This window comes from Paenibacillus sp. BAC0078 (assembly GCF_054483875.1).
Genome location: NZ_JBTLRW010000001.1, coordinates 692,893 through 718,803, shown reverse-complemented (window position 1 = coordinate 718,803; position 25,911 = coordinate 692,893). Strand labels below are relative to the sequence as shown.

20 protein-coding genes are annotated in these 25,911 nt (G+C 47.5%); 9 read left to right on the top strand and 11 right to left on the bottom strand.

What is annotated here, in order from left to right:
* Nucleotides 1-40: 40 nt before the first annotated feature.
* Nucleotides 41-1,069, top strand: a complete 1,029-nt coding sequence (locus ACX1DY_RS03270) for a hypothetical protein (protein WP_458962740.1) — start codon at nucleotides 41-43, stop codon at nucleotides 1,067-1,069.
* Nucleotides 1,070-1,166: 97 nt separating this feature from the next.
* Here the strand turns inward: ACX1DY_RS03270 and ACX1DY_RS03265 are convergent, their stop codons facing one another.
* The 9 genes from ACX1DY_RS03265 to ACX1DY_RS03225 all read right to left on the bottom strand — a co-directional run bounded on the left by ACX1DY_RS03265 (nucleotide 1,167) and on the right by ACX1DY_RS03225 (nucleotide 12,652).
* Entirely contained in the window at nucleotides 1,167-1,589 is a 423-nt protein-coding gene (locus tag ACX1DY_RS03265) for a CDP-alcohol phosphatidyltransferase family protein (RefSeq protein WP_458962739.1), read from the bottom strand.
* Between the two features lie 147 nt (nucleotides 1,590-1,736).
* The gene (locus tag ACX1DY_RS03260) at nucleotides 1,737-2,984 is read right to left on the bottom strand and encodes an MFS transporter (RefSeq protein ID WP_458962831.1); all 1,248 of its coding nucleotides are present in this window, start codon (nucleotides 2,982-2,984) and stop codon (nucleotides 1,737-1,739) included.
* Nucleotides 2,985-3,024: 40 nt separating this feature from the next.
* Nucleotides 3,025-4,980, bottom strand: a complete 1,956-nt coding sequence (locus tag ACX1DY_RS03255) for a B12-binding domain-containing radical SAM protein (RefSeq protein ID WP_458962738.1) — start codon at nucleotides 4,978-4,980, stop codon at nucleotides 3,025-3,027.
* Nucleotides 4,981-5,008: 28 nt separating this feature from the next.
* Nucleotides 5,009-6,379: a radical SAM protein gene (locus tag ACX1DY_RS03250; RefSeq protein ID WP_458962737.1), complete on the bottom strand. Its 1,371-nt coding sequence runs from the start codon at nucleotides 6,377-6,379 to the stop codon at nucleotides 5,009-5,011.
* Nucleotides 6,380-6,441: 62 nt separating this feature from the next.
* A complete protein-coding gene (locus ACX1DY_RS03245; protein ID WP_458962736.1) occupies nucleotides 6,442-6,576 on the bottom strand; it encodes a hypothetical protein in 135 nt (44 codons plus the stop codon).
* Between the two features lie 71 nt (nucleotides 6,577-6,647).
* Nucleotides 6,648-8,024 (bottom strand): radical SAM protein, encoded by a 1,377-nt coding sequence (locus ACX1DY_RS03240; RefSeq protein ID WP_458962735.1) that lies wholly within the window; start codon nucleotides 8,022-8,024, stop codon nucleotides 6,648-6,650.
* Nucleotides 8,025-8,302: 278 nt separating this feature from the next.
* The gene (locus tag ACX1DY_RS03235) at nucleotides 8,303-9,265 is read right to left on the bottom strand and encodes a sugar ABC transporter substrate-binding protein (protein WP_458962734.1); all 963 of its coding nucleotides are present in this window, start codon (nucleotides 9,263-9,265) and stop codon (nucleotides 8,303-8,305) included.
* A complete protein-coding gene (locus ACX1DY_RS03230) occupies nucleotides 9,262-10,860 on the bottom strand; it encodes a response regulator (protein ID WP_458962733.1) in 1,599 nt (532 codons plus the stop codon). The genes ACX1DY_RS03235 and ACX1DY_RS03230 overlap by 4 nt, the downstream gene beginning before the upstream one ends.
* A gap of 1 nt (nucleotide 10,861) precedes the next feature.
* A complete protein-coding gene (locus tag ACX1DY_RS03225) occupies nucleotides 10,862-12,652 on the bottom strand; it encodes a sensor histidine kinase (RefSeq protein WP_458962732.1) in 1,791 nt (596 codons plus the stop codon).
* Between the two features lie 263 nt (nucleotides 12,653-12,915).
* Here ACX1DY_RS03225 and ACX1DY_RS03220 point away from each other — a divergent pair, with 263 nt between their 5' ends.
* From ACX1DY_RS03220 to ACX1DY_RS03190, 7 genes are all read left to right on the top strand, one after another.
* A complete protein-coding gene (locus ACX1DY_RS03220) occupies nucleotides 12,916-13,962 on the top strand; it encodes an ABC transporter substrate-binding protein (protein WP_458962731.1) in 1,047 nt (348 codons plus the stop codon).
* A gap of 83 nt (nucleotides 13,963-14,045) precedes the next feature.
* Nucleotides 14,046-15,557 (top strand): sugar ABC transporter ATP-binding protein, encoded by a 1,512-nt coding sequence (locus tag ACX1DY_RS03215; RefSeq protein WP_458962730.1) that lies wholly within the window; start codon nucleotides 14,046-14,048, stop codon nucleotides 15,555-15,557.
* A 7-nt stretch (nucleotides 15,558-15,564) separates the two neighbouring features.
* Nucleotides 15,565-16,605: an ABC transporter permease gene (locus ACX1DY_RS03210; RefSeq protein ID WP_458962729.1), complete on the top strand. Its 1,041-nt coding sequence runs from the start codon at nucleotides 15,565-15,567 to the stop codon at nucleotides 16,603-16,605.
* The gene (gene yjfF / locus ACX1DY_RS03205) at nucleotides 16,595-17,563 is read left to right on the top strand and encodes a galactofuranose ABC transporter, permease protein YjfF (RefSeq protein WP_458962728.1); all 969 of its coding nucleotides are present in this window, start codon (nucleotides 16,595-16,597) and stop codon (nucleotides 17,561-17,563) included. The genes ACX1DY_RS03210 and yjfF overlap by 11 nt, the downstream gene beginning before the upstream one ends.
* Before the next feature lie 93 nt (nucleotides 17,564-17,656).
* Nucleotides 17,657-18,697: an ABC transporter substrate-binding protein gene (locus ACX1DY_RS03200; RefSeq protein WP_458962727.1), complete on the top strand. Its 1,041-nt coding sequence runs from the start codon at nucleotides 17,657-17,659 to the stop codon at nucleotides 18,695-18,697.
* 223 nt (nucleotides 18,698-18,920) lie between these two features.
* Nucleotides 18,921-20,822 (top strand): carbohydrate-binding protein, encoded by a 1,902-nt coding sequence (locus tag ACX1DY_RS03195; protein WP_458962726.1) that lies wholly within the window; start codon nucleotides 18,921-18,923, stop codon nucleotides 20,820-20,822.
* A gap of 42 nt (nucleotides 20,823-20,864) precedes the next feature.
* Nucleotides 20,865-22,913, top strand: a complete 2,049-nt coding sequence (locus ACX1DY_RS03190; RefSeq protein ID WP_458962725.1) for a beta-xylosidase family glycoside hydrolase — start codon at nucleotides 20,865-20,867, stop codon at nucleotides 22,911-22,913.
* Between the two features lie 53 nt (nucleotides 22,914-22,966).
* Here the strand turns inward: ACX1DY_RS03190 and ACX1DY_RS03185 are convergent, their stop codons facing one another.
* Both ACX1DY_RS03185 and ACX1DY_RS03180 read right to left on the bottom strand, forming a co-directional pair.
* A complete protein-coding gene (locus ACX1DY_RS03185; RefSeq protein ID WP_458962830.1) occupies nucleotides 22,967-23,887 on the bottom strand; it encodes a DMT family transporter in 921 nt (306 codons plus the stop codon).
* The gene (locus ACX1DY_RS03180; RefSeq protein WP_458962724.1) at nucleotides 23,887-24,738 is read right to left on the bottom strand and encodes an AraC family ligand binding domain-containing protein; all 852 of its coding nucleotides are present in this window, start codon (nucleotides 24,736-24,738) and stop codon (nucleotides 23,887-23,889) included. The genes ACX1DY_RS03185 and ACX1DY_RS03180 overlap by 1 nt, the downstream gene beginning before the upstream one ends.
* 181 nt (nucleotides 24,739-24,919) lie before the next feature.
* On the opposite strand from ACX1DY_RS03180, the gene ACX1DY_RS03175 reads away from it, so the two are divergent.
* Nucleotides 24,920-25,843, top strand: coding sequence for a DUF7638 domain-containing protein (locus ACX1DY_RS03175; RefSeq protein ID WP_458962723.1), 924 nt, complete (start codon nucleotides 24,920-24,922; stop codon nucleotides 25,841-25,843).
* Nucleotides 25,844-25,911 lie beyond the last annotated feature (68 nt).

Here is a 25,911-nt window from a genome sequence, read left to right as displayed (position 1 = left end):
AGCCTATCATTATCAGTAAACCATAGAAAGGGGAAATATGTTGGATTATAAGGCTATTCATCATCAGCTACAACTTGAATTTGAGCAAGATAGAACAAATACACATGTAATAAATCAATTGGCTATCGCCTGCATGGAGATAAATGATTACTATGAAGCTTTTAGACTCTTTCAGATGAATTCAGAACTTAACCCTTGTGTTGAGTCATTAACAAATATGGCTTACTTTTATTTTGCTGAGGGGGAGCCAGATAATAAAAATGGTAGATGGATTAATCGCGAAGAAGAAGCAATTAGACTCCTGGAAAAGACTTTATTGCTAAGTCCGGCTACTGAGATTCCAAGTGCTTTGCTTGGAGAGATTTTAGCCGATACCGGGAGATGGACAGAGGCAAAAAGAGCCTTGGAGCTATCAATTCAGGTTAAACCCACACTTGAGAATTTATATAATCTGGGCTCGGTATTGTACCAGCTCGGACAGTTGGATAAAGCTTCAAAACTTTTTTGGAGGGTTCATTTATTAAAAAGTGATAACTACGATTATGTTGCTCTGTATTATTACGTAACATGCCAAATAAAATTAGGCGGTTTTCCTGAACAAGAAATACTGGAGCTGGAAGATGCTCTGGGTAATAAATTCACAGCAGTAGATAAAGACAGGTTAGCTAATATCTATTATGAAATGAATCAGTTCTCAAAGGTTGTAGCTGCGTATGAAGATACAAAATTATGGTATAGCCCGGATTGGGTGCTTCCCTACTTTTATTCCTTAATTCAATGTAATTATCTGGGGAAGTCGAATGAGCTAAGGGATAAGGTTTTGTTGCATATTGCTGAGCGGATACAGGATTGTGAGCAGGATGACGATGAAGAATTTACTTTAGAAGACCGCCAAAGGTGCATGAAGGAAATAGAGGCTGATAAGCAAGCCTTCTTAAAAGGATTCGAAAAAATCATGACCTCTAATTATCGCCCAAGCATCACGGTTACACCTCAAACCGAAACCAAGTGCTACTTGTTTGGTTGTTTGAGACATGGAAATTCTAATTATACTTTTCCTATTTTATAAACAAACCTTTTCGGTTAAGCTGCAACTCACTTGATGTTGTTTGTATGATTAATTCCTCTACAGCGGATAAGGTTGCAATCGCACAGACAACAGTTGTCTAAATGGAAGTATAGATGCAGGGAAGGCACAGGGGAGTGATGAAAAGAATAATGCCGGTGAGCTTATTGCCGTATGTATGAATACTCGCGTAGGTTTTGAATTTGTACAGGGCTGTCATGACCGATGCTGTACGGATGATCGCGATGATTAAGATCCATAGGATGATTCCACGGGTAAGTCCCAGAAACGGATATAGTGTAAATAATGAGACCCCAACCATTAAAGTGTCGGCAACGGAGTCCAGCTTTGCCCCAAACCGGCTTGTTGTACCCGTCTTTCTCGCAATATGCCCATCCAACAGATCGGTGAATGCGCACAAAATATAGACAGCAAGAAAAGCTGGGCCTAGCGGTTCGAGGAATAACAGTATGAGTGCCATACCGATTCTGCCAAGCGTTATACAGTTAGGTACCGCCTTCATCGAGGGCACCGCCTTTGTGCAGGGATATATTATTAGTATACTATTGTGATGAATAAGATGAATGTAACATAAAACATCAAGCTGTCGATGATAAAAGAAAGAAGCGCTCAACATGTACTGCCATACTTTGAGCGCTTTTTTATGCTGTTATTGGGAGTGGCTGATGAACTCTTTTTGGTCTGAATGAAATTTCTTGGAGGGTGATGTTAAAGACTGAAGGCTTATAGCCAGAAGGAAAGCGATACAGAACAGGATAAAGGAGATGCCAAAGATAAACCTGGCCCCGGTATACACATATAGCCACCCGAAAAAAACATAGGACAGCATATTGGTTGCCAGCGGCCCCCCTTCAAACACGGAACCGACGCGGCCAAGCAAGTTCTCTGGAACATAGGTCATTAATAATGTAGACAGCGTTATGCTTAGAAGAGATACCCCGATCCCAATAATTACCCGGCTAAACAGCATGGAAATAGAACTAAAGGAGAGCGTAAGCAGCAACAGCCCAAGGGTCATGATCGCTGCACCCCAAATGTTGATTTTAATGTAATTCTTGAATCTTGCTCCAAGCACGTTCAGACCGAGCGCCCCCACGAACATGCCGATCCCGCCAGCGGTACTTGCCCAAGCTAAGAAATTCTGGTCTAAATGAAGCTCATTAACCACAAAATAAATGTTTAACAAGTTGATGGCCCCTGTGCTCATCCCCATAATCGCTAATAAGACAAATAACCGTTTGGTGAGATGGGAAGAGAGTATAAATCGAAATCCTTCCAGAACATCCTTCCAAAAAGATGGCGCCGGATCAGAATCGGAGAGAGCTGCCAGCGGCGCCTGTGCAATACTTATTTTCAAAATAAGCAAGAAGCCAAAGAAAAAGCAAAATCCGTCTACAATCAAAGAAGTAGATGCCCCCCACCATTGGTAGACAAAAGCTCCAATAGCTGGCCCTGCAAGACTTATCAGCGTATCCACAGTCCGCACAGAAGAACGGGCTGTTCCATAATCCTCATTGTCCACGGCAGCGACAGTTAACTTACTGATGGCGGGCTGGAAAAATTGTTGAACTGTACAAGTAAAGGCCAGCATAATTAACAAAAGTGGAACTTGCTCAAACCAAATTAGTCCTGCAAGAACAAACGACATCAACGCCCGAATGACGAGAGTCGCTTGCAGCACTTTCTTTGGATTTCTTCTGTCTACCCATGTCCCGGCCAGGGGAGCCATTATAAATACTGGAAGCATTTCAGCGAACAAAAGAGCCGTCCGATAAAAGACAGCTTGATCCGCCTCCGCAAATACCCAGAATAGGATGGCCCAATTTCTGATTTCATCTCCTACAGAGGATAATGTCTGAGTGAACCATAATCGGCGAAAGACTCTGTTTCTCAGCATACTCCACAAGAAAAGGCCACCTCTCTATCGGTATTTTCATCTAGGAAGTTAGCAATTGATGATTATAGAAATGATCGTACACATAACCAATCCAATCCTGCCGTTCTTCCTCGCTGGAGACAAACGGGTTCTCTAGTGACAGGTTATGTACAACCGTGTGGAAGTCGCTTCCGTTATCCATCCGCTGAATAATCGAAAGGCTCAAATCGTCCATGCTCATGACCCGGACGAAACGTTTATGACCCTCAAGAGCTGAAGCACTCTCCAGTACGAGTAAAATGCATTCCTCATTTCCTTCCAGAAGCTGAATTTCCGCAGGCAAAGGGTTATGCAGATTCAGCTCAAGGATCGAATAATGCGGCTGGAGGATTTTTGCCGGCTTGATGCTGTCCCTGTTAAGCGGTCTTGCAGCCTGTTGCATTAATTCCATTACAGCCTGTTCATAAGAAAAGAAATCCTTGATAATGCGTCCTGCATCCGGCTCAAGACTTTGGATAAGCTCCTCAATTATTAGGGCCACAATGGCTTCCTGCGGGGGAGCTGCGTTCAAAACTAACCTAGCGGAGACAAAATCAATCGTATTGGTGTATGAAACTGCACCGAGATGATTCAGATAATACAAGGTGCGAAAGAAAGAGTGTGCTAGCGGATAATAGAGTTTTCTAATCCGGTGCAGGATGGGAGTATCCACAGACCGCATTGAGTAATAGTTACTGAAAATTTGCGGGTATCTGGCGATCCATTCCTTTTCGATCCCGGATAGCTTGAAATCACTGTTCATATCGTTTGTGCTCCAGAATTGATCGGCAAGCACCAGGCTGTCCTTTTCTGTATCATATAATTTGGTTCCGGGAAAAGGCGATAAGTGATGCAATTGCACATCAACGATCCCAATGGAGATTAATCGGACAATCAAATCCAGGGTCTGATTGATATCGTCCTTCGTTTCTTCAGGAAATCCCGTAATAAATGAGACTGTACACGAAAGACCAAGCTGATGAAGTTCCCGGAGCAGTTCATAGGCTTGATTCAAATCGAGTTTTTTGCCAATAGCCTTTTGAATGGACTGGCTGCCGCTCTCAATCCCGAAAAAGACGCCATTACATCCGGCCTGCATCATATGTTCGAACAGTTCTTTATTTACGTGGTCGGTTCGGGAGGAACAGCTCCAGGTGAAGGACTCGTTGCACTTTATAAGCTCCTGGCAGAATTGTCTGACAAACTGGTGATTCACGGTGAAATTGTCATGCGTTAAGCTGAAATGGGTAATATCCCATTGATCCCGGACGTATCTCATCTCAGCAATAATCCGCGCGGGACTCTTTGTTCTGTATCTTCTTGAAAAAAATACCGATGTGCTGCAAAAGCTGCAATTAAAGGGGCAGCCGCGGCCAGCTTCAATCGGAAAATATTTAGGCTCTGAGCTTGTGAAATAGGCATTAATGTCATCAATTAAATGGAAAGCGGGAAACGGAGTTTCGTCCAGATTTTTCAGGATCGGCCGTGGCGGATTTGTGCAAATCTCTCCCTCCGCCCGGTAGGACAGCCCTTCAACCCCTGTAACAGGATGTTCAGACTCCAAGGCTGTAATTAGCTCCGGCAGCGTAAGCTCACCTTCCCCAATAACGATATAATCAACAGACGGGAAGTGGGCTAAAGTTTCTTCGGCTACAAAGCTCGCATGGGGACCGCCAAAGATAATGATTTTGTCCGGGTCCAGCCGCTTGCACTCCTCTGCAATCCTCAGAGCTATGGAATAATTGCAGCACATCGCCGTCAAACCGAGATACCTGGATGGCTTACTGATGATTAATTGTGCGATATCGGCAAGGGCTGCTGCATCAAACTGGCTGGTGCCTGAATAAAGTAAAGCCAGATCAGTGAGGCAAGCTTCGTAACCCGCGTCGATGAGAGCAGCACCCAGAACAAGAAGGTTGAGCGGGGGATCAACGGTATCCACGGCTGCATTATAGGGCGGACATATCAATTGGATCATTTCCAATCACCTCACGTAAGAGAAGAATTTAACTTAAGGCAACGAAAGAAGAATTCAAAAGTTCAAGATGATCGCCAAGATCACGCTTCACATTTCCGCAGTAGGAGCCTAATATAGAACCTGTTTTTCTGTCGGCTTGAACAGGGCAATTCCCTGAGCATAGAAAAGCTATATTGCATGATTTGCACTCCGGCTGATTTAAGACATGACGCCCATTCCATAATGCCAGCTTCTGTTCATCTAGCTCAAGCTGCGGATAATACGTTCCGAGACTCCACTTTTTGTCGCCTATAATGCTGGAGCATGGGTAGACCTGATGATCCGGTGAGAAGGTGAACGTTTTCCCTCCGGCAGCCTCACAAAAATAAAAATTGGGGAAATAGTTATTCGTGGCGATGCCGGTATTTAACACCTTTTCAAACGGCAAGGAGAGCCTGGTTAAATCACTGTTTAAAGTAGTATTCATCCTTCTTAATTTTTCGTTCGGCACATTCTTTTTGATAGATTCTGTGATCTGATAATTTGGAAGCAGGCCCGGAGCGGCATTGCCTGCATAATTTTCAACGGGAGATAGTGCAACTGAGAAATTAGAGTGTTTATTCCATTTACTACCCTCGAAAAAATCCAGAAGCTCATTCAGATGCTCTATGTTCTCACCATCCAGATTGACACGAATGGCGATATCAAATTGATGCTCTAAAAACCAGTCAATCTGATTTGTTATTTTCAGAAACGTTCCTTGGTTGGCTTGGGTGATACGGCGTTGATCATGAATCGCTTGAGGGCCATCGATGGTTAGCTGGATTTTTATCATATCCTTATAGGGCTCCAGCAAATCCTGGTAGTGAGACAGAAACACACCATTCGATATAATGGTGCCGGAAATCTCCCGTTCTTTGGCTTTTTTCAGAATAAGTCCGACAATAGCGAGATTCTGGGGAAGGAGAGGTTCCCCGCCAAAAATAGAGAAATGATGACTGGAGGAACGGTGGTCCAGTATGATCTGATCCATTGCCAGGAAGGCGGCATGAACCTGATCTTCGGTCATCCGTTCATTGCTGGAGCGGATTTCTTGAGACTCGAAGCAGTAGACGCATTTTAAATTGCAGGTCATGGATGGACAGAACACAAATGAAATTTCACTTGAGCCATGATGATCCAGGTATTCTTTATACCGGTCGATAAGACTCTGCTCCTCTTTAGGTTCCCTAAAAAGATAGCCTCTGGACAACAAAAATTGTTGTTCTTCATCCAAAAGAGAGGGTGCAGGAGGTTGAACATTTGTGAGGAAATGGCTGATGTGTTCCTCAACAATGTCCATTGCTCCTGATAAAGAATTAAAGATCAGATGTTGTCCGTTTCTTAATCTATATGTAAAGATATACTTCGAAATATACATGGTTTACCCTCCCATAGTAAGAATAGCGGGAAGGCATAAGCGATGCTCTTCCCGCTATTACATTAGCTGACCTTTTTGTTAGGGTTGCTGATTTGGTGTACATCTTTTAGACAACAGGCTGAGGGAACCGGAATTTCTTTGAGTTCTTTGGCTGAGAGATTAGTCCAGAGATCGCTATCCTTAGTCAATGATTTCATTTACATTTCCTCCTCTCATATAAAGATATTTATGACAAGGCGGATACCTTGGCATCAGGTGTTAATGGAGCTCACTGGTAGTAGCTTTTAAGCAGACGATCCCGGTGAAGCTCGAGATAGGTCTGAAGGCATTGCCTCGTAAAGCTGCAATTCGATTCAAAGTCCTTCAATTCACCATCGCTGCTTCCTTTCAGAACACAACCGCCCCCGCATAAAGGAGCGAGATTGCACCGGCTGCATTTCTCATTCACTACGATATCCCGGTTCCATCTCTGCCATTTCTCTTCATTCAATTGCAGCCCTTGAAGATAGCTCCCAATCGAATAATCCGGGAATCCAACCGTTTCCACACAAGGATACAGTAGCCCGTCTGCACCAAATACGAGATTATGAAGCTTGGAAGCACTGCAGCCGGATAAATCGAAGTAATATTGATCATCGTCTTTATCAAAAATGGCTTTGCGGAGAATCCGCAGCTTCTTCTCCATGAAATAGCCCAAGCTGGCCGTATACCTGTCGCGGGTTGCTTCCCAATCCGGAAAGATAGCATGAAGCTGCACTAGCAGTTCATATTCGGGCTGAAAACCGGCTACATTCCCCGTATTGAAATTATCGTTAATCGGGGTGATCTGGCAGGAGAAATCAGGTGAGCTTGTCCACTGAAGCCGTTCGAACAAATCGAACATTTCCGGTAAATATCGGACATTATCTCTGCCTGTGTTGATTCGGATCGTTACCGGAATATGATGTTCAAGAAGGAAATTAACATTATTGCAGATTTGATCGAAGCTGCCGCTGTTGTCCATATATTTTCGCAGCTGGTCATGAATCTCTTTGGGGCCGTCAAGAGTAATCTGCATATGATGGAAATGCTCGGAATGCTCCTGGAGAAAAGAGAAGTAAGCGTTCAATTCTGTTCCGTTCGTGATGGAGAGAATAGGCCAATTTCTGTGAATCGCCTGCTGCAATATGTATTCAACCTGAGATTGATTGCGGGCCAGGAAGGGCTCGCCGCCAAAAAGCTCGAATTGGATAGCCGCATTGGGCTGCTTCTGAACCATTTGATCCATAGCCTGAAACATTTCATTGATCTGTGTAAGCTCTAGTGTCGGTGAGTCCTGATGAATACCCGATTGAAAACAGTAAGGGCAGGAGAGGTTGCATTTATAGGTTGGGCAAATCGTGAAGTGTAAGGTCGGATGCGAGGTGTAGTATGTTTCCAGCGATTCACGTACATATTCTTCTTCTTTCATTTCCGTAAGATAACCTCTGCTCGTTAGCAGTGTTCTGGTCTCAAGATCCAAGTCGTCCATTGGAAGCAGCCTTTTGTTAAAAAAAATACGGGCTACCTTATGCTCAACCAAGTCCACAGCACCGGTTAAAGTATTCATAATCAGCAGAACATCATCATTTAATCTGTGTTTATAGATATACTTAGATAATCTCATACGCCTCGTCCTCCCCAGGACTGATAGAGTTGTATTCAACTAGCTTGTAAATAAAGTAAATCTATTTCCAATTAATAACTATGAAAAAAGTCATAAAATAGAAAATGTAATAATAAATGAAATAATGTGTCATATCACGGAAATCTTAGCTTATAGAATCCTTAATTACCGGTTAAAGTTAAAGTGGGCAGACTATCAGATAAAATAAGCGCCCAAAGCATGTGCTGCCATACTTTGAGCGCTTATTTATGCGGTTAATGCGGGATGAGCTGGATGAGCTAGTCACCGATAATCGTAATTTTCGTATCGATCCATTTCACAACCTCTTTGTGTTTGGCTTTTAGCAGCAGCGCATTTATAATATTCTCTCCCCAGCTCTGCTCGTTCTGTGAGATTACACGTGTGATCTGTCCGTTGTCCATCGCTTGCTGCAAGGGCGGGGTGAGGCCAAGCGCGATATTGTAACGCTTCAGGCCCTTGGCTTTCCAGACAAGCACAGAGCTTGAGCTGGAGACGAAATCCAGACTTACCAAGGCGCTGAAATGGGGATGGTTGGATATCATTTGCTCCAGTTGTAATGCAGCACTGTTCTCGCTGCCGTCATTATGGCGGATTTCCAGCACATCAATCTGCGTATGCCCGCCTAGATATTCCTGGAGTCCCAGCAGGCGTTCCTCAAGTCCAAGCATGCGGGACATCCCGGATTCAACGAGGATCATCCCTCTTCCGCCTAACAGGCGATCCACAGTCTGACCAATCACAGCACCGGTCTGTCTATTGTCAGCACCGATAAATGCTTCTCTTCTGCTGCCAGGCGAATCCGATTCAAAACAGACCACGGGAATACCTTGGGCCACCGCTTTATTAATAACGTCAACTAGAGCGTCAGAATCCACCGGGGCAATGGCGATTCCATCAACTCCCCGCTTGATCATCATCTCCATAATCCGAACCTGCTGCTCCAGATTTGCTTCATCGGGCGCTTGAACCAGCAATTGAATGTTATGTTCTTTTGCTGCTGCTTCGGCCTTCTCCGTAATCATCTCGTAGGTGGCATTCACCATTGGATAGATAATGCCGAAGGTCAGGGGTTGATCCTCGCCTTGGGAAGACAAAGCGACTCCTGCTTTCTGTGCTGGCAAGTTCATCGCTTCGTCCGAATGGAAGCAGCCGCTGAGAAGAAGGCCTGCTATCAGCAGCATGATCGGGAAAAGCCCCGTCTGCGTTCTGAAAGAGTTCACAGATACCCCGCCCCTTTTTGAATGGGGTTAAGCCGATCCTCCAGATTTCCGTGCTTCCGATATTCCATGGGGGTCATCCCGGTTACTTTTTTGAACAGATTGGAGAAATAATGCTGATCGTTGTAGCCTACGTTATATGCAATCTCAAACGTTTTATGTCCCGTCGTCTTGAGAAGCTCCTTGGCTTTATCCATTCGTGTGGCGGTTAGAAATTCAGTAATCGTCTGTCTGGTTTCCTGGCTGAATATCTTGCTTAGATGGCTGGGGCTGACTCCGACCTGCCTGGAAATGTCGTTAAGAGAGAGTTGCTCGTTGTCATACTGCTCCCGGATGTAATGTTGTACTTTATCAATCAGCTCCCGGTATTTATCCGAACCTTCTGACCGCCACTCCCAAAGCCGCTCAAACAGCCTTTTCAAATAATCGAGGCATTCGCCGGTATTGGAAACATACTTTAACTGCTGCTGCAGTTCTTTGATGATCTCCGCAGGATTGGCGGACGCACGAAAACAGCTCTTGGCCGTCTGCACCAGCTCAAGGGTGATGTCGTTCATCAGGTAGTAGGCGTACACTGAACTCCAATTCATCGTTTCGAGGTCCGCAGAGAGCTGCAGCAGAAATGCGGAAGCTTGCCTGCTATCCCCTAGCTTCAGAAACTGGATCAGCCGGTTCCGGTCGAGCAGAACACCATCGGTTGATGGATCAAAATAAGCATCGAGCAGCGTCTCAGAATGCTGGCGGGACATTTTTTTAAACATCCGGTCGTTTTCGGCTTCAAGGTAGGAAAGATGAATTCCCTGAAGGCGTTCCCGCACATCGCCCAGACTGACGGACAGCTCACAGCCGCAGGCCTTTCTCAGCTTTTGCATGAATGTCTCGCAAGTATCTTTCAAGCTTCTGCTCATTTGCTCCGGATCGTTGCCTTTAATGATCAGAACAGTTTCAGTTCGGCTGCGCTTATAGGCGAAGGCATCCGTCAACTCTTTTAGCATGCTTGCGAGCAGTTCTTCAGAATTAGTCACAGGAGAGGGACTATCCTTGATTTCTTCACTTCCTGAAGGAATTAACGTGAATATGGCAGTTGCATAATAAGGGGCCATTAGCGGCAGAACAAGCTGTTCCGCCGATTCGATGGCGGCAGCGGTGCTGATCAGACCTCCGCACAGATCAGCGAACAGCTTCTCGGGCGTGCGGGCATAGTTGCGCTTCAGGCGCAGTTCTTCATCAATTCTGGCGCTGACACTACGGAGCAGCTGCAGCAGATCGGCAGAGCTGAACGGTTTCAGGCAATAATCCTCAACCCCAAGCCGCAGCGCTGTCCGGGCATACTGGAAATCATCGTGACCGCTCAAAATGATGATTTTGATATTCGGGAATCTTTGGCGGACAACCGAGCTAAGCTCCAGTCCGTTCATGAAAGGCATTTTGATATCGGTAATGAGGATATCCGGGAGCTGTTCGCCGATGATCGGGAGCGCCAGCTCGCCATCGGGAGCGTCGCCGCAATAGATAAAACCTTCCTTCTCCCAATCCACACATTCCCGTATACTTTCACGGATCAAAATCTCATCGTCTACAAGCATTACCTTTTTCATGTCAGGTCCCCCTATTCTTGGGTATGCGAACCCTAATTTGCGTACCAATGCCTTCCGTACTGTCTAACCGGATGCCATACTCTTCCCCGAAATACAACTGCAGCCGCTGATGCACATTCTGGAGGCCAAATCCGCTTTGAGCGGTATCAGCGCCCTCCGATTGAATCGGATGCTGTATTTGCTCCCTGAGAAGCCCAAGCCGTTCCCCGGGAATGCCAATTCCATTGTCGGATACGGTAAGCACAACTGAGTTCCCGTCCGCATAACCGCCAATGCTGATGATCCCCTTGCCTCGTTTATTTTTAATTCCGTGATATAGAGCATTCTCTATCAAGGGCTGTAGCGTCATATTCAGAATCGGGTATTCCTGCAGCTCCTCGGCAACCTCAATCCTGTACTCAAGAATGTCACGGTAACGCATCTGTTGGATGATCAGGTAGCTTTGCGCATGAGCAAGCTCTGAGCGGATCTGTACCCAGTCGCGTCCTTTATTCAGGCTGAGCCGGAAGAAGTCAGATAGCGCTTTCACAATACGGATGACACCATCGTTTTTACCCGCTTCAGCCATCCATACAATAGAATCGAGGGTGTTGTACAAAAAATGAGGATTAATCTGCGCCTGCAATGTCCGCAGCTCCGCTTTTTGCAGCTGTTGCTGCTCTTGGATGCTTTGCTCCAGCAGCTCTTTGATCTTCTCCACCATAATATTGAAGCTTTGACCGAGGTCGGCGATTTCATCAGTTCCTTCCGGCTTGACCTTGGCTTCCAGATAGCCGCTTGCGGTCAGCCGCATCTTGTGCTGCAGAAGCTGAATGGGCCGGGTCAGCCGCTTCGTAAGCAGAAAGTGGAGAGTGATCACAAAAACGATGCTCAGCAATACGCTGACGATAATTAGCTGCCTGATCCGGTTCGCTTCGGCAACGATCTCCTGCAGAGGTGCCATTCCAATAATCGTCCAGCCCGTCGAGACAGAGGAAGTATGAACAATGAAACGGGGCGGACCAGCGGTTTGCAGCACAAAGCTGTCGCTTCCCTTCAGACCGGAGACTTCTTGGATTAATGCCAGATCTGTCTCACTGACGGGAGGGACATAGATCGGGTTGTTCTGCTGATCCAGAATGTAGAAGAACCCTGTTTTACCGATAGTCACCTTATCGCAGAACTCCTTAATGAACGAATCGTCCAGGTCCACAATGACAAATCCGATCACCTCGTGCGTGATCCGCTGCTTGACTGCGGTCATGATCGAGATCACACCCTGATCCTTGTAAGTAAAACCGTCGACCCGGTCATAGCCGGAGATAGTAGATGGAGGAATGCGGAGGATGATATCCGGGTCTTGGGCCAGCGTCTGGAAATGCGGATTGCGCAGCGGATTGATATTGGATTGAAAGATACCTCTGCGTTCACTAATGCCTTTGCCGTATAGATTAATCAGGCTGATGTTCAGTACATTATCATATTTGTAGGTCTCCCGGTAAAGGGCGAAGGTCTGAAGAATATTCTTAGCTTCCTGATAGGTTTCAGATTGTGAGAAGAGAAAGTGAATGACCTGGGGATTATTGCTGAGTTCCAGAAGCCGCTCGGTGTCTTTGAACAGGTTATCAATGTTCGTCCCCAGCAGGTCTGCCTGGAGCATGCTTGAAGCTTTGCTGTGACTGGAAATCGAATGATAGGATTTCTGATATGAAATGAGACCAACAGCCATCAGCGGTGTCGTGGACAGCACAATAAACAAAGCCAGCAATTTTGCCCTCAGGCTGGAGGAGATCCATCGTATGATCCGTATCATCGGTAGTACCCTTTCACAAATAGCATATATTTGGCTTCAATTTATAGTTTATAACAAAAAAGGTATGCAAGATACAAAAAAGAAAATACAATCAAAATTCACACTTTTTAAATAAAAAATTACACAAAATCATCCCGGATACTGAAAAAACAAAAAAATAGAAAACAAACGCCAAAGGCTGCCCGTATATAAGAAATTTGAAAGCGTTCTATAATCATTCCAACACCAAACGATGGTGAATGAAAAAGGGGAGGAAGATGGTAATGAAAAAATCCAGAAAAATAGGGGCAGTACTTGCACTCACCTTATCCATGGTCATGCTTGGAGCATGCGGCAGCAATAATGGGGGGAACACGGCGGCAAATGGGGGGAACAGCGGAAAGACGGCTACGGAAGCGCCGGCCGCAAGCAGCGGAAGCAAGACGGAGGCAAAGGATATAACGCTGGGCTTCTCACAGGTCGGCGCTGAGAGCGGCTGGCGCAGTGCGAATACCAAATCCATTCAGGATTCTGCAAAAGAAGCCGGCTATACGCTGAAATTCTCAGATGCGCAGCAGAAGCAGGAAAATCAGATCAAGGCACTCCGGTCCTTTATCCAGCAAAAGGTTGATGTTATTGCATTCTCTCCAGTTGTGGAATCCGGCTGGGATACCGTGCTCAAGGAGGCCAAGGACGCGGGAATTCCGGTGGTTCTGACCGACCGTGCTGTAGATTCCAAGGACACGTCGCTGTACGTCACCTTCCTCGGCTCCGATTTCGTGGAGGAAGGCCGGAAGGCTGGGCAGTGGCTGTCGGAGCAGTACAAAGATGCCACAGAGGACGTTAATATTGTGGAGCTGCAGGGAACTACTGGCTCTGCACCGGCCAATGACCGTATGGCGGGGTTTGCCGAAGTAATCAAGGGCAATCCGCATCTCAAGGTGATCGCTTCACAGACAGGTGACTTCACCCGGGCCAAAGGCAAAGAAGTTATGCAGGCGTTCCTGAAAGCGAATAAAGATATCGATGTCCTGTATGCCCATAACGATGATATGGCGCTTGGTGCGATTCAGGCGATTGAAGCCGCAGGACTTAAACCCGGCCAGGATATTAAAATTATCTCCGTCGATGCCGTCAAAGACGGAATACAGGCGGCCAGTGAAGGCAAAATCAACTTCATCGTAGAGTGCAATCCGCTGCTTGGGCCACAGTTGATGCAGGTCGTGCAGAATGTCGTGGACGGCAAGTCCGTAGAGGCCCGGATTGTGACCGAAGAAACAACCTTCACGTCCGAGCAGGCGAAGGAGGCCCTGCCTAGCCGCCAGTATTAATTGCAAGGAAATCCGCAACGCCACTCTGCCGAAGGCAACTTGCCGGGGGAGTGGCTTCTGAACAATGAGGAGTGAATGCGATAATGAGCACGCAGAGCCCCATACTGCAAATGACGAAAATTCATAAACGGTTTCCGGGCGTCAAGGCGCTGAGCGATGTGGACCTTAGGTTGTTCCCGGGCGAGGTGCATGCCTTGATGGGGGAGAATGGCGCCGGGAAGTCAACGCTAATCAAAGTGCTGACCGGTGTGTATTCGATTGATGAGGGCAGCGTGGAAATGGAGGGAACTCCAATCTCGGTACACAGCCCGCTGGAATCGCAGAATGCGGGAATCAGTACAGTGTACCAGGAGGTCAATCTATGCTCTAACCTGACGGTGGCCGAGAATATCTTCATTGGAAGAGAGCCGCGGCGCTTCGGACGGATTCTATGGAGGGAGATGAACCGGCTTGCGGCCGAGCTGCTTTCGGAGCGGATGAATTTGCAGATCGACGTTACCCAGCCGCTGCATATGTATTCGGTAGCTGTGCAGCAGCTAATCGCAATCGCCAGAGCGCTGAATATTTCAGCCAAGGTGCTGATTCTGGATGAGCCGACCTCAAGTCTGGACCAGAATGAAGTCGGGCAGCTGTTCCGGATTATGAGGAAGCTGAGAAGCGATGGCTTGTCGATATTGTTCGTTACACATTTCCTCGATCAGATGTACGAGATCTCCGACCGGGTGACTATCCTCCGCAACGGTGAATGTGTCGGTGAATATTTGACCAAGGAGCTGACCCGGCTGGATCTGGTGCTGAAAATGATCGGAAAGGATCTTAATCTGCTGGAGGAACTGCCCAGTCTGGCGGAAGAATACAAGGTGCTTATAGGCGATGAGCTGATTAGGGCTGAAGGTCTTGGACGCAAAGGCGGAATCGAGCCGTTTGATCTTTCCATCCGCAAAGGCGAGGTAGTGGGCCTGGCCGGGCTGCTAGGCTCAGGACGGACGGAGGCAGCGCGGTTGTTCTTCGGAGCCGACAAAGCGGACTCGGGGAAACTGATTCTCTCTGAATCGCAAGGAGCAGTGCATACTCCCCGTGAAGCCATCAGCCAGCGAATCGCCTTCTGCTCTGAGAACCGCAAGACGGAAGGCATCATTGGCGATCTGACGGTAAGGGAGAATATTATTCTTGCCCTGCAGGCGAAGTACGGGACATTTAGGTCCATTTCCCGTAAGCGGCAGGAGGAGATGGCCGAGACATACATCCGCATGCTGAACATCAATCCTCCCAGCCCCGACCATCTGATCAAGAATCTAAGCGGCGGCAACCAGCAAAAGGTGCTGCTCGCCCGCTGGCTCCTGACTGAGCCGCAGCTATTCATTCTCGATGAGCCGACACGGGGCATCGACATTGGCGCAAAGGCGGAAATTCAAAAGCTGGTGCTGTCGCTCTCGCGGCAGGGGATGTCCTTCCTCTTCATCTCCTCCGAGCTTGAGGAAGTGCTCCGGGTGAGTGACCGGATAGCCATCCTGCGCGACCGCCGCAAGGTGAAGGAAATTTCGGAGCAGGACATGGGTCAGCAGCAAATTATGCAGGCCATTGCAGGAGGCTGAAACAATTATGAGAAAAATAGCCCAACATCATTTATTCTGGCCGCTGTGCGTGCTGGCCGCATTGCTGCTGTTCAATTTGTTCTACTCCCCGGATTTCTTCTCGATCACGATGCATGAAGGGCATTTGTACGGCAGCCTGATTGATATTCTCAACTTCGGCGCGCCGCTTATTCTGGTGGCCATCGGGATGACACTGGTGGTGGCTACCAAGGGCATTGACTTGTCCGTCGGCTCCATTGTCGCGATATCAGGAGCCATTGCCTGCCTTAGCATCAGCAAAGGCTCAGATCAAAATGCGCTGGGACTAATCTTGACCTCCGTGCTGCTTGCGGCCGGTGTATCGCTCGTACTGGGCGCATGGAACGGCATGCTGGTCTCCAGAGCCGGTATACAGCCGATTATCGCCACACTGATCCTGATGGTCGCCGGACGGGGAATCGCCCAACTGATTACCGGCGGTCAGATTATTACCGTAACCAGCGCCAAATATGCCTATATCGGCTCCGGCTCCCTTGCTACGCTGCCGTTTTCGATTTTTGTTGTAGCCCTGGTTCTGGGCATTGCTCTGCTGTTAACCCGAAAAACAGCCTTGGGCCTCTTTATTGAGGCAGTCGGCTGCAATCCGACAGCCAGCCGGATGACAGGCATCCGCTCAAATGGGGTCATTCTGGCTGTCTATTTATTCTGCGGCTTATGCGCGGGCATTGCCGGACTGCTGCTTAGCTCCAACGTGTCCAGCGCAGATGGCAATAACGCTGGCCTGTGGTATGAACTTGACGCTATTCTGGCGGTTGTCATCGGCGGAACCTCTTTGAATGGCGGACGTTTTTATCTTACGGGTACGGTGATCGGAGCCCTGATTATCCAGACACTGACCACAACCATCTACATGATAGGTGTTCCGCCGGAAATCACGCTGGTTGTCAAAGCCTTCGTTGTCCTGGCGGTCTGCCTGATTCAATCGGATACCTTCCGTGCCGCCATTGCCTCGCGCTGGAGAACGCGGCATTACCCTGCAGAGAAGGAGAGCGCCCGTCATGTCTCTTAACCGCAAGTACATTCCGATTGTCGTCACGATTCTATTGTTCCTCTTTATGTTCGCTGCCGGTTCCTTCCGGTATACCGGATTTTTCTCGCTCCAGGTGCTAATGAATCTGCTGGTCGATAATGCCTTCCTGCTGATAACGGCTGTAGGCATGTCGTTTGTGATTCTGTCGGGCGGGATTGATTTGTCTGTCGGCTCCATCATTGCCTTGTCCACGATGATCTCCGCCAGTCTGGTGCAGCAGCATGGCTGGCCGCCTGCGGTGGTGATCCCGCTGGTGCTCCTGATGGGCGCCGCTTTCGGGAGTGCGATGGGGGCCATTATTCATTATTTCAAAATTCAGCCATTCATTGTGACGCTGGCAGGAATGTTCCTGGCTAGGGGTCTGTGTTATGTGATCAGCATTGATACCATTACAATTGATAATTCCTTCTACACGGCCGTTGCCCAGACCAAGCTCGCACTTCCGGGCGGAAGCTTCTTGTCCATCAGCGCCGTTATTGCTCTGATCGTCGTCGCCGGCGCTATTTTCACTGCCCATTACACCCGGTTCGGGCGCAATGTGTATGCGCTTGGGGGCAGCGAGCACTCCGCTCTGCTCATGGGGCTCCCGGTGGCACGGACCAAAGTGCTGGTCTATACACTAAGCGGATTTTGCTCGGCGCTCGCGGGTGTGGTCTTCACCTTTTACATGCTGTCGGGGTACGGGCTTCATGCCGTCGGCTTTGAACTCGATACCATCGCGGCGGTCGTTATCGGCGGCACACTGCTGACCGGAGGTGTAGGTTATGTACTGGGTACCTTCTTTGGGGTACTCATTCAGGGAGTGATTCAGACGATTATCAGCTTCGAGGACACGCTGAGCTCATGGTGGACCAAGATTGTCATCGGCCTGCTGCTGTTCGTATTTATCCTGCTGCAGCGGGTGTTAAGCTCGGGGCGCCCCACGCTAAAACAATAACTGCAACAGCCTGCATTGGGAGACAAAATTTTCTTGTTTCCCAATGCTTTTGTTATATAATTGTAAACGTTAACATTGCGGGGAGGGATAGGGATGAGAATGGTCAAATGGTGTCTGGTGCTGCTGGTGGTGCTGCTGCTAATCAGCGGCTGCTCAGGCGGCGGAAACGACAATACGCAGGCTCCGATCATGCAGCAGGAGGGTCCTGTGGTGACCGGTTTGCTGCCCCCCGCAGATCCCGATGCGGTAAAGCCGGTGGTGCTGGGCTTCTCCCAGCTTGGTTCGGAGAGTACCTGGCGGGAGGCGAACACCGCTTCGATCCGGGAAGCCGCTATTGAGGCCGGAATCACCCTCATAATGAAGAACGCCGAGCAAGACCAACAGAAGCAGTTCGAGGCTATTCGCTCCTTTATCCGCAGTAAGGTTGATATTATTGCGATTGCTCCCGTGGTAGAGACCGGATGGGAATCCATCCTTCGGGAAATCAAGCAGGCGGGTATTCCGGTTATTATATTGGACCGTTCCGTTAACATAGAGGACAGCTCGCTTTACGTTACTTTTATCGGCTCTGACTTTTATGAAGAAGGCGTGAAGGCGGCCAAATACGTGATTGATAAAATGCGCCATCAGTCCGAAGACATTACCATTGCTGAGCTGCAGGGTACAGTGGGCTCGACGCCGTCGATTGACCGGGGGCGGGGGTTCCGGAAGATGCTCCAGAATAAACCGAATCTCCAGATTACACAGAGCAAGCCTGCAAATTTCACACAAAGCGGCGGGCGTGAGGTTATGAAGGAATTTTTACAGCAGCCCAAGGAAAAGTGGCCTGAGGTGCTGTTTTCCCACAATGACGATATGGCAATCGGTGCGGTAGAGGCGATCAAGGAGGCGGGCCTCAAGCCGGGCAGTGATATTATTATTGTCTCAGTGGACGGTACACGGCGAGCGTTCGAGCAAATGGCGGCGGGTAATATTAATGCCGTAGTTGAGTGCAATCCACTGCTTGGGCCACTGCTGATGCAGGCGGTAAAAGAAATCATGGCCGGCCGGACACTGCCGAAGCGAATGGTGACGCCTGAAGACATTTTCACTCAGGAGCTGGCAGGCATGGAAGTGGAGAATCGCAAATACTAAATGAAAATACGAAAAAAATTAAACCTTTCGAATAAAAAATTACATTGTACTAGGGGTGTTAGTATAATAAAATGGGTCATGTTAGCGAATATTATCAAAATTTGGAAACTAATATAAAACGAGGGGAGGGAAGGTTAATTTCATTATGCTGGCAATCTCATGATTTGAAAGCGGTATCACAAACTCGGAATACAATCAAATCAAAATGGGAGGTAATCTGTACATGCTTAAAAAGTTCGCGGTGTTCGCATTAGCTTTTACATTATTGCTGAGCTGTTTACCCATGCGGTCTGCTCTTGCGGCCAACAGTCCGCTTGCCAAGCTTCCAGGCAACTCTAATCCTCTGATGGACCACAAGCTGGGAGCCGATCCCTTTGCGCTGGTCTATAATGGCAGAGTCTATGTGTATATGTCGAGCGATGCGTATGTATACAACAGTGACGGATCAATTAAAGACAATGATTTCAGTGCGCTTAATAAAATAAACGTCATCTCATCTGCGGATATGGTGAACTGGACAGACCACGGTGCCATTCCGGTCGCAGGGGCGAATAATGCCAATAATGGAGCGGGGATTGCCAAATGGGCCTCACTCTCATGGGCTCCTTCAGTGGCAACCAAAAAAATTAACGGTAAGGATAAATTTTTCCTGTATTTCGCGAACGGAGCCTCTGGAATCGGTGTGCTAACGGCGGATTCTCCGATTGGTCCGTGGACAGATCCGCTAGGAAAAGCTCTCGTCACCCTCAGCACCCCTGGAATGTCCGGAGTTACATGGCTGTTTGACCCGGCAGTACTGGTGGATGATGATGGTACCGGATATCTGTATTCCGGCGGGGGGATACCCAATACCTCAGATCCGGCGTCTGTCGCCAATCCCAAAACAGCCAGAGTGTTAAAGCTGGGCGCAGATATGACCAGTATTATTGGAAGCGCTTCAACGATTGATGCCCCTTATATGTTCGAAGATTCCGCAATTCATAAGTACAACGGCAAATACTATTACTCTTATTGCATCAATTTCTCCGGCACACATCCGTCAGCTTATCCTGCAGGTGAAATCGGGTACATGGTGAGCAACAGCCCTATGGGACCTTTTACTTACACAGGGCATTTTCTGAAAAATCCATATACCTTCTTCGGAGTGGGCGGAAACAACCATCATGCGGTGTTTAACTTCAATAACCAGTGGTATGTAGTGTACCATGCCCAGACTGTCAGCAAAGCCATGTTAGGAGATGGAAAAGGCTACCGTTCCCCGCATATCAACAAGCTTGTGCATAATGCCGATGGAACCATACAAGAGGTTCAGGGAAATATGGCGGGAATCGCCCAGATTGCCAATCTCAATCCATACATTAGAACAGAGGCGGAAACCATAGGATGGAATGCGGGCATTGCAACCGAGGCTACGCAAGCAACAGGCGGACCGACCAGTAATATGAATGTGACCAATATCAATAATGGTGACTGGATTGCTGTAGGCAATGCTGACTTTGGTTCAGGCGGAGCCAAGACGTTCAAAGCGAATGTAGCCTCAACGGTGGGCGGCAAAATAGAAATACGGCTCGACAGCGCAACAGGTCCTCTTGTTGGAACGCTTAATGTCAGCTCTACTGGAGGCGCGCAAACCTGGAAGGGAATTGAAACGGCTGTAAGCAATGCTACAGGGGTTCACAATGTGTTCTTGGTATTTACCGGAACAGGAACCAGCAACTTGTTCAATTTAGATTACTGGCAGTTCAGCTCAAATTCGGCTTCCACTGGAACCAGGGTTGAAGCTGAGAACATGACGCTTGGCGGTTCATACGCCGGGAAGATCAGTTCTCCTTTCAGTGGAGTCGCTTTATACGCGAACAATGACTATGCGGCGTACAATCAATATTTTGCCAACGCTACCCATACTTTTTCTGTCCGGGGCTCCTCGAACAATTCCGGCACTGCCAGAGTAGATTTGCAGATTGGCGGGACGACAGTCGGTTCCTTTAACTTCACCGGAACAACGCCGACTGTCCAGACCTTGTCAGGCATCACTCATGCAACCGGAGATCAGGAGGTCAAATTGCTCGTAACCACGGATAACGGGAGTTGGGATGCCTATGTGGATTATATCGAAATTAATTAACGGCTGATGATTTGAAGCTTGAGGAATAGGAGCAAAATGATTATGCGGAAGAGAATAGGTTTACTATCATTGATTTTCGCATTATTAATGAGCACGCTGTCCAGTCTTCCGGCGTTTGCAGCTACTACTTTTACAAATCCGTTTATCTATGCTGATGTTCCAGACAACGATGTGATCCGGGTAGGCAATGCATATTATATGTCCAGCACGACCATGCATATGAACCCCGGAGTTCCAATCATGAAATCCTATGATCTTGTAAATTGGGAGATCGTCAATTATGTTTACGATACCTATGCAAGCAATGACGCGCAGAATCTGAACAACGGGCAGAACGAATATGGGAGGGGATCATGGGCAAGCAGCCTCAGATACAATAACGGCATCTATTATGTGTCCTTCGGTTCCAATTCGACTGGCAAAACCTATATCTATCAAACGAGCAATATCGAAACAGGCCCATGGACGTACTCAGTGCTTGGAAGCTACTATCATGACGCTTCGCTACTGTTCGACAATGGACGTGTATTCCTGGTCTATGGCAGTGATAACATCAGCATTATCGAGCTTACGGCCGATGCAAAAGCGATCAAATCCGGCGGACTGAGTCAGGTAATTATCCCGAATTCCAGCAATATCGCCGGTACAAGCTTCATCGTCAAGGCCGAAGGCGCGCATATCCAGAAGATCAACGGTTACTACTATGTGTTCCTTATCGTCTGGCCATCGGGAAGCGGACGCACACAATTGACTTACCGTGCCAGCAGCTTGACAGGGCTGTATACAGGACAGGTTGCACTTAAAGATTCAGGTATTGCCCAGGGAGGCATTGTCGATACGGCTTCGGGCTCCTGGTATGGCATGCTGTTCAAGGACAGCGGAGCCATCGGGCGTCTGCCGTATCTGGTTCCGGTGACATGGTCCAACAATTGGCCGGTATTCGGCGTGGGCGGTAAAGCCCCGCTCACGATGAATATTCCCGTGGAAGGCAATCCGGTTAAGAAGGTGTATGCGTCCGATGAGTTCACATCTGCTCAAGCCTCCAGCGAGCTTATTGTGAACGGAGGAATGGAGGATTCCACCCTAAGCCTGTGGACGAACAATAACACCGCAACGGTTGCAGCAACCACTTCGGAATATTTCAGCGGCTTCAAAAGCCTGCTTGTAAGCGGCAGACAACAAACCGCGGCAGGTCTCAAACAGGTCATTACCGGAAAAGTGACTAACGGCGGAACGTATGCTTTTTCTGCAAAAGTGAAATACACCACAGGTCCAGCCACCAAGACATTCAATTTCGACATCCAGAATGGCCCAAGCTACACAGGGATCTCAATTCTTGGGTCCGCTACCTTGACCAAGGGCCAATGGGGTACTATCCAAGGTACGTATACACTCCCGGCAAGCGCCGATCTCTCTCAAACGTTTCTTTTTATAGAGACACCCTACAGTTCTACTCCAGACGCGACCAATGATTTGATGAATTTCTATGTGGATGATGTTTCGTTTGCAGGAGCTTCATCGTCGTCGGGAGCGGCTCTTGCTAAGGTGTGGCAGTGGAACCACAATCCAGACAATACGAATTGGTCCCTCACGCAGCGTCCCGGATTTATGAGACTGACTACAGGCAAAGTGAGCACAAGTATTCTGGATGCCAGAAATACGCTGACCCAAAGAACCTTCGGACCGAAAAGCACCGGAACCATTGCTATGGAAACTAGCGGAATGAAGGACGGCGATTATGCCGGTCTGGCCGCCTTCCAGGCGAAATATGGATTTGTGGGCGTAAAAATGTCCGGCACCTCCAAATCCATCGTGATGGTGAACGCCACCTCAGGCACAATGACGGAAGCGGCCAGCATTCCTGTCACCCAGAACAGAGTATACCTTAAGCTTCTCTGCGACTTCACCAATCAGACAGATAAAGCCTACTTCTCCTACAGTCTTGACGGCATTAATTGGACGGCTATAGGCAATACGCTTCAGATGTCCTACACCTTGCCTCACTTTATGGGCTACCGTTTTGCTTTGTTCAATTATGCTACCAAATCACCGGGTGGATATGTTGATTTTGATTATTTACGCTTGGAGTGATGAGTTGAGGGGGCCAAGCGAAGCCCGATATTCAGAATTACTATTTCTTATACCTACTGCCTTCTCACAGCGATCCCCTTCTTGGGGATCGTTTTGATTTTGCGTTCGGAAATATAGGAACCCGTCAGAGTGAGGAAAGTTCCTACAACGGTTGCCCAAGTGATCCTTTCATGCAAAATAAGGGCAGAGGCCGCGACAGTAACTACAGGAACAATGTAGATGTACACGCTTGTTTTTACCGCTCCCAAGATGCCTACCACAAGGTTCCAGGTCACAAAACACAATGCAGAAGCTCCCAGACCTAAATATAGAAGATTTGCTATATTAGAGATTTTACTGAATCTGTCCAGGCCAAAATGAAATTCAAACAGAAATGGAGCAGGCAGCATGCCCACCAGTCCATAAAAGAACACTCTGCGCGTAGCCCCAATGGGGTGAACCTTGAGTTTGCTTATTTTTCGCATCAGAACAGAATAAATGGCCCAGACAAAGGGGGCGAGCAAGGCAAGCAAGTCTCCGACAGGGTTCAGATGTAAGACGAAACTGCCGTTCAGCCCGATGAATAGAATTCCTGCCAGCGCAATCACAAATCCGGCAACAAATTGAACATTCAACTTCTCTTCCTCTAAAAAAAAATGAGCTAACACCGCCGTGAGAAATGGAGCAATGGACACAATCACCCCTACGTTGGAAGCCAGCGTATAGACAAGGGCTATATTCTCGATCAGAAAATATAAAGTCACCCCGCACAGCCCAGCCGCAATAAACAGCATTTCCTCTTGAAACGATGCCGTCCGGATGGGACGCGGATAGATTAGAAACAGCACAACGTACCCTATGAGGAAGCGGAATAACAGAATTTCAACGGGGGTAAAGTCTGTTAACAGTATTTTGGTGGAGATAAAGGTGGTTCCCCAGATCACAATCGTAATGAACGCGAGGAGGTGTCCAGTGGTAACTTTACGCTGATCCATCATGATGTGGCCTCTGCGGACGGCTTCAGTTCCGGTGGCTGAATAAATATACGCATATATTGCTTAGGGGTTAAGCCGATCAGTCTTTTGAAGAAATTGGTAAAATGGCTCTGGTCACTGAACCCGGTCTGAGAGGCCACTTCGATAGGAGGCGCTCCTTGTTCTAAAAGCTTTTTGGCATGGTTAATCCTTATGGTTTCCAGGTAACAATACGGCGATATTCCTTTTTGCTTAGTAAATAAACGCAGCAGGTGATATTTGCTTATGCCTGCCAGCTCACTTAACTGATTCAGCGTAATGCTGTCCGCATAATGAGACTCTATATATTCACAGATGATTTTTATTTCAGCAGTAAGCTCCCGGGTGGGACATGGAGGTTCTGTGTCTGTATATTCTCTCAGAAGCTGCTCCAGGAGGAACATGAACAATTCTTCTTTTTGAAAATCGGACTGACTCTCCAAAATCATCAGGTGCAGCTCATGCAAGGACAACGCCAGCTCACTCTGGTAGAGAACGGGTTGTGTGAATCGCGGCAAATCATTGCTTCCCGTAATTTCCTGCACATACTCCCGCATAACCTCAGGCTGTATATTGATGCACCGATAGTCAAGGGCTCTCCCGTCTACCGCTTCACAAGCGTGGGGGTCCTGCGGATTAAAGATGACCACATCTCCGCTGCTCAGGATATACTCTTTAAGATTACATACGAGATTTCTCTTGCCTTGTTCAATAAAACCAATGACATAGTAGTCATGGAAATGGTTCGGGAACTTCTGCATAATCCCTTCAAACCGATACGCCTCAAGCCTCAAGTCCGCATCAAAAACGACCGTCCGAACTTCACGAGCCACCGCCTGCACCTTCTTTTTCAGTAATGTATGGTTATTATAATATGAACAGTCGGAGGATTCTTGGATAATGTTGCTTAATAGGGTGTATGAGGGTATGGAATAATCATAGTGTTATACTTATATATACTGGTCAGCTATAATGGTGCCAGAGTGTAATTGAGTCTATAGCGGGAGGTTCCAGATGAAGGCGATTCGCAGAACACGAACAATTGAGGGTGCTTCCATTCCCGGGATTATCAATAACGGTGGTCACTACTTCTACATTAATGTAGATGTATATGAAGATGGAATGACGAATTGTTGGGAGTTGGTAGATCTACAGGGTTTGAAATCAAAACTTGAATCCACTTGGTTATCTCCGAAGGTCCCGGTTGGGAATCAGCTTTCCATTCATGGATTAGGCGCCTATATAGTAGAGGAAGCTAGCTGGGAATTTAATGAAAAAAGCTATTATGAGCATATTGAGAAGACTATTAGATTACTTAATCCTGAATTCTTGAATATATACGAAATTTCAAATCAGGAGTACGAGCTGCAGACAGCAAGAAAAGTAAAGCATAACTCTAAATCTAGTGATTATTATGTCGCAAAAGAATTGTTTTATCAGACAGTCGAGGGCAATGGCTTCCCAATATTCATGAAATACGAAGGTGAGAATTATTTAGTGAATGTTATGGTTTACAAGGATGGCCGAGTAGTAATATATAACTTGCCTAATGAAATAGAATCCAAATTGAAAGAAGTCAGCGAATTATTTGTGAACGGGACGTTTTTTACTGCTTTTGATGCTAGCATGCCGATCCGTATTATGGATTTAGGTGATGTATCATTATCCCAACCCGTCTATTCATCCGAAGTGGAAGAGAAGCTCAAAGAACTCTACGATATTCACAAGAAACTGAACGGGGGAAAATCAACCCTGGAGGAATGCAGAGCCGCCTATTATTTATATTTAGAAAATCCAAACGATTTCTATCGAAAGAACTTAAAAACGAAATATGAGCTTGTGCCTGAGCATGAAAGAATGTATTTAGGCGACATGGATTCGAAAGACTGGGATTACCAGCGAATAATATACAGACCCAATGAGAAACGGGAAGTTTAGGTATCTTAATGTAACTGCGCTATAAAGCGGATAAATAAATAAACAACAGCAGACACTACATGGAAACC

Excerpts from the sequence above, each read along its gene's own strand:
- ACX1DY_RS03265 (WP_458962739.1), bottom strand. The coding sequence starts at position 1,589 with ATGAAGGCGGTACCTAACTGTATAACGCTTGGCAGAATCGGTATGGCA.
- ACX1DY_RS03260 (WP_458962831.1), bottom strand. The coding sequence starts at position 2,984 with ATGCTGAGAAACAGAGTCTTTCGCCGATTATGGTTCACTCAGACATTA.
- ACX1DY_RS03255 (WP_458962738.1), bottom strand. The coding sequence starts at position 4,980 with ATGATCCAATTGATATGTCCGCCCTATAATGCAGCCGTGGATACCGTT.
- ACX1DY_RS03250 (WP_458962737.1), bottom strand. The coding sequence starts at position 6,379 with ATGTATATTTCGAAGTATATCTTTACATATAGATTAAGAAACGGACAA.
- ACX1DY_RS03245 (WP_458962736.1), bottom strand. The coding sequence starts at position 6,576 with ATGAAATCATTGACTAAGGATAGCGATCTCTGGACTAATCTCTCAGCC.
- ACX1DY_RS03240 (WP_458962735.1), bottom strand. The coding sequence starts at position 8,024 with ATGAGATTATCTAAGTATATCTATAAACACAGATTAAATGATGATGTT.
- ACX1DY_RS03230 (WP_458962733.1), bottom strand. The coding sequence starts at position 10,860 with ATGAAAAAGGTAATGCTTGTAGACGATGAGATTTTGATCCGTGAAAGT.
- ACX1DY_RS03225 (WP_458962732.1), bottom strand. The coding sequence starts at position 12,652 with ATGATACGGATCATACGATGGATCTCCTCCAGCCTGAGGGCAAAATTG.
- ACX1DY_RS03220 (WP_458962731.1), top strand. The coding sequence starts at position 12,916 with ATGAAAAAATCCAGAAAAATAGGGGCAGTACTTGCACTCACCTTATCC.
- ACX1DY_RS03215 (WP_458962730.1), top strand. The coding sequence starts at position 14,046 with ATGAGCACGCAGAGCCCCATACTGCAAATGACGAAAATTCATAAACGG.
- ACX1DY_RS03210 (WP_458962729.1), top strand. The coding sequence starts at position 15,565 with ATGAGAAAAATAGCCCAACATCATTTATTCTGGCCGCTGTGCGTGCTG.
- yjfF (WP_458962728.1), top strand. The coding sequence starts at position 16,595 with ATGTCTCTTAACCGCAAGTACATTCCGATTGTCGTCACGATTCTATTG.
- ACX1DY_RS03200 (WP_458962727.1), top strand. The coding sequence starts at position 17,657 with ATGAGAATGGTCAAATGGTGTCTGGTGCTGCTGGTGGTGCTGCTGCTA.
- ACX1DY_RS03195 (WP_458962726.1), top strand. The coding sequence starts at position 18,921 with ATGCTTAAAAAGTTCGCGGTGTTCGCATTAGCTTTTACATTATTGCTG.
- ACX1DY_RS03190 (WP_458962725.1), top strand. The coding sequence starts at position 20,865 with ATGCGGAAGAGAATAGGTTTACTATCATTGATTTTCGCATTATTAATG.
- ACX1DY_RS03185 (WP_458962830.1), bottom strand. The coding sequence starts at position 23,887 with ATGGATCAGCGTAAAGTTACCACTGGACACCTCCTCGCGTTCATTACG.
- ACX1DY_RS03175 (WP_458962723.1), top strand. The coding sequence starts at position 24,920 with ATGAAGGCGATTCGCAGAACACGAACAATTGAGGGTGCTTCCATTCCC.